The following is a 14,417-nucleotide window of genomic DNA, read 5'->3' as shown; positions in this document are numbered from 1 at the left end:
GAACCTCGCGTTGCAGCGACTCTCCGCGCTTCGCGGAAAGTCCCTCAATTCCATTACGGGCAGCGTATTTAATTTTCGGTTTCGAGGGCCAATCCCGCGTGTTGCCTCCCCGCCCCGGTTCCGAGTTTGTTTACCATTCCCGGTAATCATAGCGCACGGACCGCATCCGCAGGCGGCAGCACGCGGCCGCGCCCGCGCAGATGTTCGGACCAGGCCATGGCATCCCCGAAATTCGAAAGCGTCGCGATCTATGCGCTGGTAATCGTCTCGATGTGGAGTCCTGCTCCGGACTCGCCGCTCGGCAGCCTCGGCGAACCGCTTCGCTACGCCCTGTTTGCTGGCATCTCGCTGACGCTGATCGCCTATACCTATTTCGCGCGGCGCATCAGGGTATCGTTGTCCGCGGACTGGGCATTGCTGATCGCGTTCCTGCTTTATACGGCGCTGTCGGCCCTGTGGGGCGACGGCGGGGCGAACGGAATGATCAAGGCGGTGCTGATCCTTTTCACCCTTACGGTGTCGATCTGCATCGTCAACCTGAAGCGACTCGATGAGCTTCTCGTGGTCTTTTACACACTGGCCTGCATCTTCGTGGTCGTATCGCTGATCATCGTGGTGTTGTTTCCGGCGCAAGGCATCGAAACTGGCTGGGAGCTGGAAGGCGACTGGAAGGGATTTGCCGCGCAAAAGAACGAGCTGGGAGCAATCTCGGCCTTCGTCGTGGTCGGCGCCCTCGCCCTGCCCGTGGGACTCGGCCGGCTGGCCATGCCGATACGGCTGGCCAACATCGCCATCGCCATGGTTTGCCTGATCAATTCAGGATCGCGCGGCGGCCAGCTGATCGCGGTCGTCGGCGTTGCCTCGCTCATCTGCTCGCGCCTGCCGAAGACGTTGCAGCGCCTGATCCTCGTCGCGCTCGTCGTCTTTTCGGTGCCGCTGATCCAGCTCGTGCTCTCGACCATCTCCCTGACCGACGACAGGATCGGCGTGTTGGGCACGACCCTCAACACCAGCAATCGCACGACGCTCTGGTTCTACGGTCTCGACCAGCTCCAGAGCCACCTGTTCCTCGGCTTCGGCGTCGGCGGCTTCTGGACACCGGCACGGCTGCTCACTTTCCAGGACATGCACGGCTGGGTGCTGGATAATTTCCATAACGGCTACATCACCATCCTCATCGAGGGCGGCCTGGTTGGCCTGCTGCTGATGCTGACAGCGATCGGCTTTATCCTTTTGCTGCTTCTCGTCTCGGTCGGTCATCTCAGGGACGCCTATCTCAGCGTCGCCTTCGCCTTCACGATGATGTTCCTGGTCAGCAATCTGGTCGAGAACCAGATAGGCCGCTCGACATCGTCGTTTTTCCTGATGTTCCTCGTCATTTCCCTGGGCATATACGGCTATGTGACCAGACTTTCTCGCCTACCCGCAAACATGCCGCCGCACCCGACGCCAGATCCGGAAAGGCGCCCCATCGGGCAACGAGCCTGATGTAGCGGAGCGGGGGATCATCCGTCTCCCGATCGGAGCATTCCAGCGATCACAATGAGTTCCACCGCCAAGTGGCCAAACCAGAGGCCGCTCACTCAATGCTGACATCGCCACCCGTGCTTGGCATGTCTTTTGCTTTACCCCTCTCAACGGACGACAGACGGATGAGTTGTTCCAAACTGGAACGGTACAGGGATTTGTTGCGATGGCTTTGACACGCGGCGGAAACGCCAAGACCGCAATGCGAACCGGTTACCGGCCCGAACTCGACGGGGTTCGCGCCATCTGCATCCTGTTCACGGTGGCGAACCATGTTCCGGGCACGCCACGACTGATCAACGGCTCGGTCGGTGTCGATATCTTCTTCGCCTTGAGCGGATGGTTGATCACCTGGCTGCTGATCCACGACACACATGACGGCAGAGGAGCCAAACTGGCTTCCTACTATATCCGTCGTGTCTTCCGCATCGTGCCGCTCTATGCACTCACTGTCATCCTTTACGGGCTAGCGGCGCTGGCGCTCGGATTCTTGACGGGAAGCGATGCGGAGATCCTCAATTTTCGCGACGGCTTACCCTATTTCGCGACCTTCAACGGCGAATACATGCACCAGGAGACGGGAACGCTCTTCGGCCACTCCTGGACGCTCGGCATAGAAGAAAAATTCTACATCATCTGGCCGTTCATCATGGTGTTCCTGTGGAACTCCAGGCTCTTTGCCGTGACCGCGCTGGCGAGTGCGCTATTGTCCTTGATCTGGATCGGGCAAAACCCGGAACTGCTCATCCGGGGCTACGCCGGGTTGAGCTTCGGCGCCGCGCTGGCTGTCGCGGCCTCACAGTCAGGCAGGTTGAGGGTTCGGCTCCAGTCGCAAAAGACGGCATGGCTGGCGCTGGTCGGAATTGCCGCCTCCTACACAGGCTCGCTCGCCTTGCCTCACTTGTATCTGTGGAACGTCGGTATCGCTTTCTTTGCAGCAGGTTTGATCGGTAATCTCTGGCTGGCGCAAGGCGAGTGGCTCCTCAGCAGGGCGCTTTCCATGCGTCCCCTGGCCGCCGCCGGTCGTTTGACCTATGCCGTTTATCTAACTCACGTCCTCACCATGAACGTGGTCGTGCTGATCATGACAAAGCTGAACATTGCGATGCCTTGGATGGCAGTTTTCGTACTTTCCTACGCTGCCTCGATCGCTGTTGCCTATGTGCTGCATCGTGCGGTCGAAAAGCCGCTGATCGAGGTCGGCAGGGAGATTGCGAAACGCTCGGCCAATCGCGTCACTGTTCCTGCCTTCTCCACTATTGCCCTGCAGTCGAGGCATCTGAGCAGTTAAGAAACGGAAGAACACAACAATTCGCGGTGGCACAGCCGAGATCGATCGCCTGACGGGAAGCGGCTCGCCCGCCAACGCTGGCACGCGTTTCCGCCCGATCAGGCGGACAGCGGCCTGCGGTGGTCGCGACCGCGCTTGGCCTGCCACATCATGTCCTTGGCCAGGATGCCGCCGACGCGGCAGAAAGCCGTGAAGGCGCGGCCGGCTTCCTCGACGTCGACCACGCCGACGCTGGCGCTGAAACAGGCGTTGAAGGCCGCCTGGTAGAGCTTGCCCTGCCGGCCCACCGGCCATTCGGCCAACAGGTCCAGGGCCTGCTCGATCCCGTAGATTTCCTCGATCGGCAGGCCGTCCACCATGCGGACCCTGACGGGAATGGCAAATTGCAGGCTGCTCATGGAACGTCTTTTCATCCGGCGCCGTCGTGCGACGGCAACGCCTTGCGTGGTGAAAGGTTGCGATTGATCGGGCGCTTGTCGCCCTCAATTGTGGCTTCCATGCGGGCGCTTCAAGGCCATCGCGCGATATTGAAGGTTGAAGAATGAGCCTTTCGATGTCACATGAAGGGTCGATATCGAAACAAACCCTGCCGCACCGTTCATGACCACCTATCTCGACGCCGCCACTGCTCCGTTGCGCAACACCGGCCAGATCCGCCTCTACAACGAGGACGGCTTCGCCGGCACGCGCAAGGCCTGCCAGCTGACGGCGCGCTGCCTGGACGAGCTCGCCGAGCTGGTGAAGCCGGGCGTCACCACCGAGACGATTGACCGCTTCGTCTTCGAATTCGGCATGGACAACGGCGCCCTGCCCGCGACCCTCAACTATCGCGGCTACACCAAATCGTCCTGCACCTCGATCAACCATGTCGTCTGCCACGGCATCCCCGACGACAAGCCGCTGCGCGAGGGCGACATCGTCAACATCGACGTCACCTACATCCTCGACGGCTGGCACGGCGATTCCTCGCGCATGTATCCGGTCGGCCAGATCAAGCGGGCGGCCGAGCGCCTGCTGGAGGTCACGCACGAGTGCCTGACGCGCGGCATCGCGGCGGTCAGGCCCGGCGCCCGCACAGGCGCCATCGGCGCCGCGATCCAGAATTATGCCGAGGGCGAACGCTGCTCGGTGGTGCGCGACTTCTGCGGCCACGGCGTCGGCCTTCTGTTCCACGACGCGCCCAACATCCTGCATTACGGCCACACCAACGAAGGCGTCGAGATGCGGCCGGGCATGATCTTCACCATCGAGCCGATGATCAATCTCGGCCGGCCGCATGTGAAGGTGCTGTCGGACGGCTGGACGGCAGTGACGCGCGACCGTTCGCTGTCGGCGCAATACGAGCATACGGTGGGCGTGACCGAGACCGGCTGCGAGATCTTCACGCTTTCGCCCAAAGGGCTGGACCGGCCCGGCCTGCCCACCTGATTTCAACAACTGCCTGCAGTGCGGCCCTGTGGAAAAAAGGCCGCCATGCCCGTTCAACGTGCCGGAAACATCGCCTATCATGATGCCGGCAGGGAGCGGTGCAAGTGGGCGCAGACAGGCGACAAGAAGCTGGATTCCTGGCGGAGCAGGCCGTCGTGCCGCCGACCGCCGAACAGAAGCCGCACTATCTCGGCCATCGCGACCGGCTGCGCGAACGCTTCGCCAGCGCCGGGCATAGTGCCCTGCCCGACTACGAACTCCTGGAACTTTTGCTGTTCCGCCTCATACCGCGCGCCGACACCAAGCCAGTGGCGAAGGCGCTGCTGGCGCGCTTCGGCACGCTGGCCGAAGTATTGGGCGCGCCGGAAAACCTGCTGCGAGAGGTCAAAGGCATCGGCCCGGCGGTGGCACTCGACCTGAAGATCATCGCCGCCGCAGCACAGCGCATGCTGCGCTCCGAGATCAAGGGACGCGAGACGCTGTCGTCATGGACGCAGGTGCTCGACTATTGCCGCGCGGCCATGGCCTTCGAAGAACGCGAGCAGTTCCGCATCCTGTTCCTCGACAAGAAGAACGCGCTGATCGCCGACGAAGTGCAGCAGACCGGCACCGTCGATCATACGCCCGTCTATCCGCGCGAGGTCGTGCGGCGGGCGTTGGAGCTTTCCTCGACGGCCATCGTGCTGGTGCACAACCATCCTTCCGGCGACCCGACGCCCTCGCGCGCCGATATCGACATGACCAAGGAGATCGTCGAGATCGGCAAGAGGCTGGGCATCGCCGTTCACGACCACATCATCATCGGCAAGAAAGGCCATGTGTCGATGAAGGGCCTGCTTCTGATCTGACGGGATCGGATACAGCTGCGATCCCCGCAAACGGAAAAGGCCGCCTCGCGGCGGCCTTCTCGAAAACGAACGCGGAACGGTTTACTCTGCGTCCTTGGCTGCCTTCTTCTTCGGCGCCGCCTTCTTCTTCGGCTCCTCACCGGCCTCCTCGGCCTTCTTGGCGGACGCCTTCTTGGCCGGCTTGGCCTTCACCTCGTCCTCGTCGTCCTCGGCCATCAGCTCTTCCTTGCTCACAGCCTTGTCGGTCACGGAGATCTGGCCGAGCAGGTGGTCCACCACCTTTTCCTCGAACATCGGCGCGCGCAGCGTGTTCAGCGCATCCGGATTGGAGCGGTAGAACTCGTAGACTTCCTGCTGCTGGTTGGCCGGGAAGCGGCGGATCTGCTCGAATAGGCCGCGCTGCAATTCGTCGTCGGTGACGGTCACGCCGGCCTTCTCGCCGATTTCGGCCAGCACGAGGCCAAGGCGCACCCGGCGCTCGGCCAGACGGCGATACTCTTCCCGCGCGTCCTCCTCGGTGGTGTCCTCGTCGGCGAAGGTATGGCCGGCAGCTTCGAGATCGCGGTTGACCTGGGCCCAGATGTTGTTGAATTCGGCGTCCACCAGCTTGGAGGGGGCCTCGAAGATGTAGGCGGCGTCGAGTTGGTCGAGAAGCTGGCGCTTGACTTTCTGGCGGGTCATCGAGCCGAACTGGCTCTCGATCTGGCCCTTGACCACCTCGCGCAGGCGCTCCAGCGACTCCAGCCCGAGATTCTTGGCCGTCTCGTCGTTGATCTCCAGCGCGCCCGGCTTGGCGACTTCCTTGACGGTGACGTCGAAGGTGGCTTCCTTGCCGGCCAGATGCGCGGCCTGGTAGTTCTCCGGGAAGGTCACGGTGACCTGCTTCTCGTCGCCGGCCTTGGCGCCGACAAGCTGATCCTCGAAGCCGGGGATGAACTCCTTCGAGCCGAGCACCAGCGGCTGGTCGTTGCCGGCGCCGCCGGCGAAAGCCTCGCCGTCGATCTTGCCGACGTAGTCGATGGTGACGCGGTCGCCCTCGGCGGCCTTGCCGTCCTTCGGCTCATAGGTGCGGGCGGATTCGGCGACGCGCTTGACCTGCTCGTCGATCTCGCTTTCCGGCACGTCGTAGACCGGACGGGTGACCTTGATGTCGGCGAAGTCCTTGATCTCGATCGGCGGGATGACCTCGTAGTTCAGCTTGAACTCGAAATCGGCGCCGCCGGCGAGGATCTTCTCGGCTTCCTTCTCGTCCTCGGTCATGACGATCTCGGGCTGCATGGCGGCCTTCTCGCCGCGACCGGTGATGATCGTGCGCGACTCGTTGAGAATCTCGTTGACCACCTCGGCCATGAACGACTTGCCGTAGACCTTGCGCAGGTGCTGCACAGGCACCTTGCCCGGACGGAAGCCGTTGATGCGGACCTTGTCCCTGGCGTCGGACAGCCGCGCCATCAGCTTGGCTTCCATATCGCCGGCCGGTACGGTGACCTTGATCTCGCGCTTGAGGCCGGAATTGAGCGTTTCGGTGACCTGCATCATCAAACCTTTGTTTCAATCGATCAGGCCGTCAAAACGGTGTTCGCCGTTTGCAGCCTGTGGAACAGTCTTGGCCGGGATAGCTTTGGCGCGGGACCCGGAAAGCCGGCCGCGATTAGGCCGAAGCATCCGAAACACGCTCCAAAATGTGATTAAGTCTTTGTTTTTCCGACTTCTTATCACATCTTCCAGAAGCGGATCGTCTCATCCCGTCACATTCGACACGCCTTCTGTCACAGGCGAGGCCAATTTTCAACCGTCTTCGCGCTTCCAGACGAGCGCAATCAAGGCCCCGACATTGACAGAATGATGGCTACATGGGATTGCCGCAGGCGCAGCGGATGTGGCGGAACTGGTAGACGCCCTGGATTTAGGTTCCAGTGCCGAAAGGCGTGGAGGTTCGAGTCCTCTCATCCGCACCACTTTCCACCTTCCCGACTGTTGCTTCGCTTCCCGTCCGGACCGAACGGCCCACCCGCCGCTGGAACGCTTTCGGCCGCCCGCAATCCCTGCGAATTCGAGACTATGTCGGGGATGCGGACCGTTTTTCCTTGCAGGCCGCAAAATCATGGAAGTAACGTGTAGCTGAAAGATCGCAACCCGATAGATTTGACAATCCAGGAGGAATTTAGCCCGGCTGAAAGTCTGACGGGTTTGTGGGGAGGAGGCGGCGCGATCTTGGGCGCGCTGGGGGAGCATGGCGAAGCGTTCATTCCATAAGCATGACCGGGCGGCGTTTGTCCTGCTGTGCTCGACGGCACTCACGGCGGGGGCATACGCGCCGCCTGCCTGGGGCGCGGCTTGCACGATCAACGACGTGAATTACACGACCTGTACCCAAGGCGTCGCAGGGTCGACCGGCACCGCCGGCGACGGTACGGCAGGGACAACGGTTGCCGGCGTCGGCACGATGGGTGGCGACGCTACAAACGGCGGCGCCGGTGGCGTTGGCGGCAGCGTGTTCATCGGCACCCCGATCATTACGATTAACTCGGATGCGGCCGCGATCGGCGGCACTGGCGGCGTGGGCGGCAGCGCCAATGGCGGAACGGGTGGCAACGGCACCAACGGTGTAGCCGGTGTAAACGCCGTAGCCGGCTCTGGCGGTGACGGTGGTGCCGGCGGCGATGGCGGCAACGGTGGACAGGGAGGAGCGGGCGCTCAGGCCGGTTCCGGCGGTTCCGGCGGCACAGCGTTCGACGGCAGCGGTTTCACCTTGCAGAATGCCGGGGCCATCGTCGGTGGTCTGGGTGGCTCGGGCGGCGGCGCCAGTGGCGGCACCGGCGGTGCGGCAGGCAACGGCGGCGCGGGCGGCAATGGTGCTGCCGGCGGCGTCGGGCCCTCGGGCGGCGCGGGCGGCCGTGGCGGTGATGGCGGCGATCTGGGTGCCGGGGGAGCTTCCGGCACGGCGGGCGCGGGTGGCGTCGGCGGGAACGCGGTGAGCGGCAGCAACGGGACCGTGACCAATACCGGCACGATTGCCGGCGGCGACGGAGGGGCCGGCGGCAGCGCCTCCGTGGGATTCTAGAATACCGGCGGCGGCAATGGTGGTGCCGGCGGCAATGGCGGCGCAGGCGGCTACCCTGGCGGCGGCGGTGGGGTTGGCGGGGCTGGCGGCAACGCCGGCACGATTGGCACTGGTGGCGTTGGCGGCAACGGCGGCAAGGGCGGCGCCGGCGACATTGGTGCAACCGGAGTTCCAGGCACTCCCGGCGGAACAGGTGGTGCAGGTGGCGTCGGCGGCGCAGGGGGCGCAGGAGGCGCAGGGGGAAGCGTCGCGGGCGACGGTGGATCGGGCGGCCCGGGCGGGTATGGCGGTATGGGCGGAATCGGTGGCCTTGGCATCGGAGGCGCGCCTGGGACGGCCGGCGGTGTCGGCGGCATTGGCGGTTTTGGCGGGGCAGGAGGAAATGCTGCCAACGGCAAGGGCGGTTCCGGGGGCAGAGGCGGTTACGGTGGAGATGGCGGCGCGGGCGGCTTCGGTTCTATCACTGGCCCGGGTGGTCAGGGCGGTGATGGCGGCTTTGGCGGTACGGGCGGTACGGGTTCAGGTGTTGCCGGCGCTCCTGGCACGACCGGAAGTCCTGGTGGTACGAGTGGCGGGGCGACCTTCGGCGGTTTCGGCGGTTACGGCGGCGCCGGTGGCGCGGGCGGCGGCGCCCCTTACACTCCCGGCAATCCGGGCAGTTCAGCCGGTGCGGGCGGCGTCGGCGGCGTAGGCATTATCGGATCGAACCTCACCATCATCAATTCCGGAACGATTTCCGGCGGAATGAGGGGCGATGGCTCGGCGCGGGCAAACGCCATCACCTTCACCGGCGGCACGAACCGGCTGGAATTGCAGGCCGGGTCGACGATCGTCGGCAATGTCGATGCGACGGCCGGCACCGGCAACCTATTGACGCTCGGCGGGGTGGCCGCCAGCAGTTTCGACGTCTCGAAAGTCGGCGCCGCGCAGCAATATCGGGGTTTCACCGGCTATGAGAAGACCGGCTCCGGCACCTGGACGCTGACGAACACGACCACCGCGGTGACGCCGTGGACGCTGAAACAAGGCATATTGTCGGTGTCTTCCGAGGCCAATCTCGGTGCAAGCGCCGGCCCCCTCACCTTCAACGGCGGCACGCTGGAGAACACGGCTTCCTTCACGTCCACGCGCAATGTCACGCTGAATGGCGCCGGCACGTTCCTGACCGATGCCGATTTGATCATCGACGGCGTCGTTTCCGGCGGCGGCGCGCTGACCAAGGAAGGCGGCGCCACGCTGGTGCTGAACGGGGCCAACACCTACACCGGGCAGACGCTGGTTTCGAACGGCACGTTGCAAGCGGGCAATACCTCGGCATTCGGCAATCCCACCAACACCTTGCAGGTTACGTCCAGTGGCGTCGTCGATCTCGGCGGCTTCGATGTCAGCCAGTTTGTCGTTGACCTTTCCGGCAATGGAGAAATCCGCGGCGGCACGCTTCGTGACGTCTCAGCTTTTGCCCAGTCGGGCGGCACGATGGCGGCGACCGCCTACAGTATCGACTACGCGTTGGCCGGCGGCACCATGTCCGGCAGCATCATTGCCAGTAGCCGGTACGAACAGGACGACGGGCTGACTTCCGGCGCCGTGGCGACGACGCAATACAAGCTCACGGGCGGCACTCTGTCCGGTAGCACCGACACAGGCAAGTTCGAGCTGACGGGCAACGGCGCGGTGTCGGCTACCGGCCTCATCAATATCGACAACATCATTCCCGGCGGCGGGATGACGCAGAATGGCGCCAACACCGTCATGGCGGGCACCGTGGCAGGCCCGAGCGGGATCGGCAACGCGCCGCTCTATGCCCTGGTGGAAGGCACCATGGCGGGAAACGTGCATGCCGACGCCTACCAGCAGTCCGGCGGCCTGACCAGCGGCACGGTGATCGCGACGCAGTTCGTTTTCACCGGCGGCACGATGAACGGCAGCGCGACCGCCGGCACTTACGACCAGTCCGGCGGATTGACCCAAGGCGCGGTCACGGCCACGAAAGTCGAGCAGTCCGGCGGCACGATGGCCGGAACGGCCGATGCCGGCACCTATCAGCTCACCGGCGGCCTGATTTCCGGCATGGCGACGGCGGCGACCCTGTTCGACATGCAGGCCGGAACCGTCAGCGGCCACCTGACCGGGGCTGGGATGCTCGTCAAATCGGGTAATGACACCGTATTTCTGTCCGGCACCAACAATTATACCGGCGGCACGGTGGTGCAGGCTGGCACGCTGGTGGGAAATGTGGATTCCATCCGCGGCAACCTCAGCAACGACGCGGCTGTGGTGTTCGACCAGGCGGCCGACGCGCTCTTCGCGGGAACTATAACGGGCGGCGGCGGTATTGTGAAAAAGGGCGACGGTCGCCTGCTGCTCAGCGGACTGTCCTCGGCCTTCGCCGGCAGCACGACGGTCGAAGGCGGAGCGCTCTCCGTCAACGGCACGCTCGGCGGCACGCTCGACGTCCAGTCGGGCGGCAGGCTGATGGGATCTGGCACCGTGGGCACGACGTCGGTCGCCGGCACCGTCGCGCCGGGCAATTCGATCGGCACGCTGACCGTGGCGGGCGACATCACTCTGGGATCGGACTCGACCTACGAAGTGGAAGTCGAACCGGGCGGCACCGGCAGCGACCTGATCCGCGCGACGGGAAAGGCTTTCCTCAATGGCGGTAAAGTCGTGCATGTCGGCCAGGCCGGCACCTACGAGCCGAACGCCAGCTACACCATCCTGAAAGCCGACGCCGGCGTGAGCGGCACTTTCGGCGCGGTCACCTCCAGTTTCGCGTTCCTCGACCCAAAATTGTCTTACGACCCTACCAGCGTCTATCTCAGGCTCGTCCGTAACGACGTCGCCTTTGCATCTGCCGGCCAAACGCCGAACCAGCGCAACGTCGGCGGCGCCGTCGACCTGTTCGGCCCCGGCAATCCGATCTGGAACGCTGTCGTCTCGTTGAGTGCCACCCAATCCGAAAGCGCCTTCGACGGTCTGTCCGGCGAGATCCACGCCTCCGCCAGGACGGCGCTGCTTGAGGACAGCCGCTTCCTGCGCGATGCCGTCAACGAGCGCATCCGCGCCGCCTTCGCCGGCGTCGGCGCGGCGGCTTCGCCGGTGCTGGCCTATGGCGAGACGGATACGGATGGTGCCGCGACAGCGGCCTTCAGCCACGCGCTGGCGCCGGCCGATTCGGCAAGCGTGGCGGCATGGGGCTCGGTCTTCGGCTCCTGGGGCTCGACCGCCGGCGACGGCAATGCCGCCGGGCTCGACCGCTCCGCCGGCGGCTTCTTCACCGGCATCGACGGACTGGTGGCGGAAAACGTCCGCCTCGGCATCATGACCGGCTACAGCCATGCGAGCTTCGCCATCGACGGCCGCGCCTCTTCCGGCTCCAGCGACAGCTATCATCTGGGCCTCTATGGCGGCACTGAGATGGGCGCGCTCGGCCTGCGCTCGGGCCTCGCCTACAGCTGGCACGACATTTCGACGGCGCGCTCGGTCGCCTTCCCCGGCTTTGCCGACAGCCTGAGCGCCGACTACGACGCCGGCACCTTCCAGGCCTTCGGCGAGGCGGGCTATCGCATCGACACGGCGAGCGCCTCGTTCGAGCCGTTCGCCAACCTTGCCTATGTCAGCCTGCACACCGACGGCTTTGCCGAGAAAGGCGGTGCGGCGGCCCTCACCAGCGCCGGCCAGACCACGGACACCACCTTCACCACGCTGGGCATGCGCGCCTCGACCGGCTTCGACCTCGGCGGCATGACGGCGACGGCACGCGGCATGGTCGGCTGGCGGCATGCCTTCGGCGACACCACGCCGCTGGCCACACAAGCCTTCGCCTTTGCCAGTACAAACAGCTTCGACATCGCCGGCACCCCGATCGCAAAGGACGCCGCCGTGCTCGAAGCCGGGCTCGACTTCGCCATCTCCGACAACGCCACGCTCGGCCTCTCCTACACCGGACAGTTCGGCGCACACGCCACCGACAATGGCGCCAAGGCGGATTTCGATATCCGGTTCTGACGCCCCTCCCCCGACATCGCCCGCTTTCCGGGGTGATTTCAGGCAGCGCGCGAGACGGCCGGATCGGCCTGCTTTACACGGCGGCCAACCTGCTCGGCAATCTCCGGCAGCGGGCGCGGCCGCCCGAACAGGAAGCCCTGCGCTTCCGTGCAGCCTTCGGCCTGCAGGAAATCGATCTGCTCCTGGCGCTCGACCCCTTCCGCCAGGACCGCGATATTCAGACTGGAGGCGAGCAGGATGGTCGCCTTGACGATCGCCGTCGCGGCCTCGTCGGCCAGCAGCCCGTCGATGAAGGAACGGTCGATCTTGACCTTGTCGAAGGGGAACACCTGCAAGGTCGACAGCGACGAATAGCCGGTGCCGTAGTCGTCCATGGCGATGGTCACGCCAAGCGCCTTGAGCTGGCGGATGACGTGCAGCGTCCGCTCACGGTCCTCGATGATGCTGGCCTCGGTGATTTCGAGCTCCAGCCTGGAAGCCGGCAATCCCGTCGTCAGCAGCGTCTCGTGCACGATCTTCGGCAGGTCGGCTTGGGTCAGCTGGGCCGAAGCGATGTTGACGGCGACCCTGTAGGGTTTCTTCCAGCCGGCCACCTCCGCGCAGGCGGTCTTCAGCACCCATTCGCCGATCGGAATGATGAGGCCCGTTTCTTCGGCGATCGGAATAAACTCGGCAGGCGAAATGATGCCGCGCTGGCGATGATGCCAGCGCAGGAGCGCCTCGTAGCCGCTGACCCGGCCCGACCGAACGTCGAGCTGGGGCTGGTAGTAGAGTTCCAGTTCGTCGCGCTCGATGGCGTAGCGAAGCTCCATGGCCAGGGCGCTGCGCGCACGCCGGCCCTCGTCCATCGACGGCTCGTAGTAGCAGATCTTGTCGCCGAGCGAGCGCTTTGCCCGGTACATGGCAAGGTCGGCCGCTCCGATCAGTTCCTCGGCATCGCCGCAATCGCCCGATGACAGGTTGATGCCGACGCTGGCGCCGACGCTCAAGGTGCTGGCGTTACGCTCCAGTGGTTCCAGTACGCAGGCAACGAGGCGCAGCGCGAACTGATCGACTTCCGCCCTCTGCCTGACCTGCCGTTTGACGGCGATGAACTCGTCGCCGCCGACGCGGGCAATCATCTCGCCCTTGCCCATCAGCTGCGTGAAGCGCCGGGAAAGATCCTGCAGCAGGAAGTCACCGGTGTGGTGCCCGTGGACGTCGTTGACCTCCTTGAAACGGTCGAGGTCGAGAACGAGCACGGCCGTTTGCAGGCCGCCGGCGCGATCCTGCTCCAGGATGGCGGGCAGATTGGCCGACAGGAAGGCACGGTTGGGCAAGCCGGTCAGCGCATCATGAAGAGCGGCGTGGCGAAAGCCATCGATGAGCTCGCGCTGCGAGCGCGCGTCCACGCTGTAGAGCGCAAGGCCGGCGATGATCGCCATCGCGGCCAGCACGAGCACGGCGAGAAACTCGCTCGACATCGTGCGCGGCTCCACGAACACGGACGGATCAGGCATCAGGGTCGCGGCTCCCATGGCCGTGAAATGCATGGTGCAGATGGCCAGCACGAGCAGGCCCATCGCCAGCGGCCGGCTGAACCGGAACCTGTGCCGGGCGAGGATATGGGTCGTCGCCGTTCCGAAGGAGAACGCGAACAGCACCGAGGCGGCGACAAGCGACCAATCCCATTCGATGCGGCCCGCCACTTCCAACCCGGCCATGCCGGTGAAATGCATGGCCACGATGCCGAGGCCGATGACCACGCCCCCACATTCTCCCGGCACACCCTTGGTCCGGCTGGTGGCGATAAACAAACCGCCGGCGCTGAAGACGATGGCGATCAGCAGCGACGCAATGGTCAGCACCGGATCGAAGGCATGGTCCATCGGCAGCCGGAAGCCCAGCATCGCGACGAAATGCGTCGTCCAGATCGCCGCGCCGCAGGCCATGGCCGACAGCAGGATCCACGAGAGGCGCGCGTCACTGGAGAGCCGCCCCGCCCGGTCGAACAGGCGAATGGTCATGACCGCGCTTGCGACACACACGATGGCGGCGACCACGACGAACGAATAGTCATGCTCGTAGGCAAGACATGAAACGACTTTGAACAAAGCCCGCCCCTTCTGCACCAAACCCGTGCGAAGGATGGGCTCGAAATATCAAAGGAATCCCTAATTCACCTATCGAAAATGGAAATCCTGCCCATACGATGAAGTTCTTCGCTCGCGTCAGCTCGCAAAATATCGATGTAAGCTTGCCTTTACTT

Annotated in this window: 10 protein-coding genes and 1 tRNA gene; 8 read left to right on the top strand and 3 right to left on the bottom strand. The window is 64.4% G+C overall.

Annotated elements, in window-relative coordinates; translation table 11 throughout:
• The first annotated feature begins 216 nt into the window (after nucleotides 1-216).
• The gene (locus E6C48_RS07265) at nucleotides 217-1,488 is read left to right on the top strand and encodes an O-antigen ligase family protein (RefSeq protein WP_136355572.1); all 1,272 of its coding nucleotides are present in this window, start codon (nucleotides 217-219) and stop codon (nucleotides 1,486-1,488) included.
• A gap of 205 nt (nucleotides 1,489-1,693) precedes the next feature.
• A complete protein-coding gene (locus tag E6C48_RS07260) occupies nucleotides 1,694-2,818 on the top strand; it encodes an acyltransferase family protein (RefSeq protein ID WP_136355570.1) in 1,125 nt (374 codons plus the stop codon).
• Between the two features lie 98 nt (nucleotides 2,819-2,916).
• Here E6C48_RS07260 and E6C48_RS07255 read toward each other — a convergent pair whose 3' ends face one another.
• Entirely contained in the window at nucleotides 2,917-3,216 is a 300-nt protein-coding gene (locus E6C48_RS07255; protein WP_136355567.1) for a DUF982 domain-containing protein, read from the bottom strand.
• Nucleotides 3,217-3,418: 202 nt separating this feature from the next.
• On the opposite strand from E6C48_RS07255, the gene map reads away from it, so the two are divergent.
• Both map and radC read left to right on the top strand, forming a co-directional pair.
• Nucleotides 3,419-4,246, top strand: coding sequence for a type I methionyl aminopeptidase (gene map / locus E6C48_RS07250; protein WP_136355565.1), 828 nt, complete (start codon nucleotides 3,419-3,421; stop codon nucleotides 4,244-4,246).
• A gap of 137 nt (nucleotides 4,247-4,383) precedes the next feature.
• Nucleotides 4,384-5,094, top strand: a complete 711-nt coding sequence (gene radC, locus E6C48_RS07245) for a RadC family protein (protein WP_230978696.1) — start codon at nucleotides 4,384-4,386, stop codon at nucleotides 5,092-5,094.
• Between the two features lie 81 nt (nucleotides 5,095-5,175).
• On the opposite strand, the gene tig is transcribed toward radC, so the two are convergent.
• Nucleotides 5,176-6,630 carry a trigger factor gene (gene tig, locus E6C48_RS07240; protein WP_136355930.1) on the bottom strand — a complete coding sequence of 485 codons (1,455 nt, stop codon included), beginning with the start codon at nucleotides 6,628-6,630 and terminating at the stop codon, nucleotides 5,176-5,178.
• A gap of 337 nt (nucleotides 6,631-6,967) precedes the next feature.
• On the opposite strand from tig, the gene E6C48_RS07235 reads away from it, so the two are divergent.
• From E6C48_RS07235 to E6C48_RS07220, 4 genes are all read left to right on the top strand, one after another.
• A tRNA-Leu gene (locus E6C48_RS07235) sits at nucleotides 6,968-7,052 on the top strand.
• A gap of 275 nt (nucleotides 7,053-7,327) precedes the next feature.
• Nucleotides 7,328-8,158 carry a hypothetical protein gene (locus E6C48_RS22515; protein WP_168734470.1) on the top strand — a complete coding sequence of 277 codons (831 nt, stop codon included), beginning with the start codon at nucleotides 7,328-7,330 and terminating at the stop codon, nucleotides 8,156-8,158.
• A gap of 16 nt (nucleotides 8,159-8,174) precedes the next feature.
• Entirely contained in the window at nucleotides 8,175-8,849 is a 675-nt protein-coding gene (locus tag E6C48_RS23025; RefSeq protein ID WP_168734469.1) for a hypothetical protein, read from the top strand.
• Between the two features lie 53 nt (nucleotides 8,850-8,902).
• Nucleotides 8,903-12,169 (top strand): autotransporter outer membrane beta-barrel domain-containing protein, encoded by a 3,267-nt coding sequence (locus E6C48_RS07220; protein ID WP_136355561.1) that lies wholly within the window; start codon nucleotides 8,903-8,905, stop codon nucleotides 12,167-12,169.
• 38 nt (nucleotides 12,170-12,207) lie between these two features.
• On the opposite strand, the gene E6C48_RS07215 is transcribed toward E6C48_RS07220, so the two are convergent.
• Nucleotides 12,208-14,262, bottom strand: a complete 2,055-nt coding sequence (locus E6C48_RS07215) for a putative bifunctional diguanylate cyclase/phosphodiesterase (RefSeq protein ID WP_136355559.1) — start codon at nucleotides 14,260-14,262, stop codon at nucleotides 12,208-12,210.
• Nucleotides 14,263-14,417 lie beyond the last annotated feature (155 nt).

The organism is Ollibium composti (assembly GCF_004801285.1).
Taxonomy (GTDB): Bacteria; Pseudomonadota; Alphaproteobacteria; order Rhizobiales; family Rhizobiaceae; genus Mesorhizobium; species Mesorhizobium composti.
The sequence above is the reverse complement of the archived record's forward strand: the minus strand, read 5'-3'. Positions and strand labels throughout refer to the sequence as shown.

What these genes read in the sequence shown, in the direction of transcription:
- E6C48_RS07260 (WP_136355570.1), top strand. Translation starts at nt 1,694, where the DNA reads ATGGCTTTGACACGCGGCGGAAACGCCAAGACCGCAATGCGAACCGGT.
- map (WP_136355565.1), top strand. Translation starts at nt 3,419, where the DNA reads ATGACCACCTATCTCGACGCCGCCACTGCTCCGTTGCGCAACACCGGC.
- E6C48_RS07265 (WP_136355572.1), top strand. Translation starts at nt 217, where the DNA reads ATGGCATCCCCGAAATTCGAAAGCGTCGCGATCTATGCGCTGGTAATC.
- E6C48_RS07220 (WP_136355561.1), top strand. Translation starts at nt 8,903, where the DNA reads ATGAGGGGCGATGGCTCGGCGCGGGCAAACGCCATCACCTTCACCGGC.
- E6C48_RS22515 (WP_168734470.1), top strand. Translation starts at nt 7,328, where the DNA reads ATGGCGAAGCGTTCATTCCATAAGCATGACCGGGCGGCGTTTGTCCTG.
- E6C48_RS23025 (WP_168734469.1), top strand. Translation starts at nt 8,175, where the DNA reads ATGGTGGTGCCGGCGGCAATGGCGGCGCAGGCGGCTACCCTGGCGGCG.
- tig (WP_136355930.1), bottom strand. Translation starts at nt 6,630, where the DNA reads ATGCAGGTCACCGAAACGCTCAATTCCGGCCTCAAGCGCGAGATCAAG.
- E6C48_RS07255 (WP_136355567.1), bottom strand. Translation starts at nt 3,216, where the DNA reads ATGAGCAGCCTGCAATTTGCCATTCCCGTCAGGGTCCGCATGGTGGAC.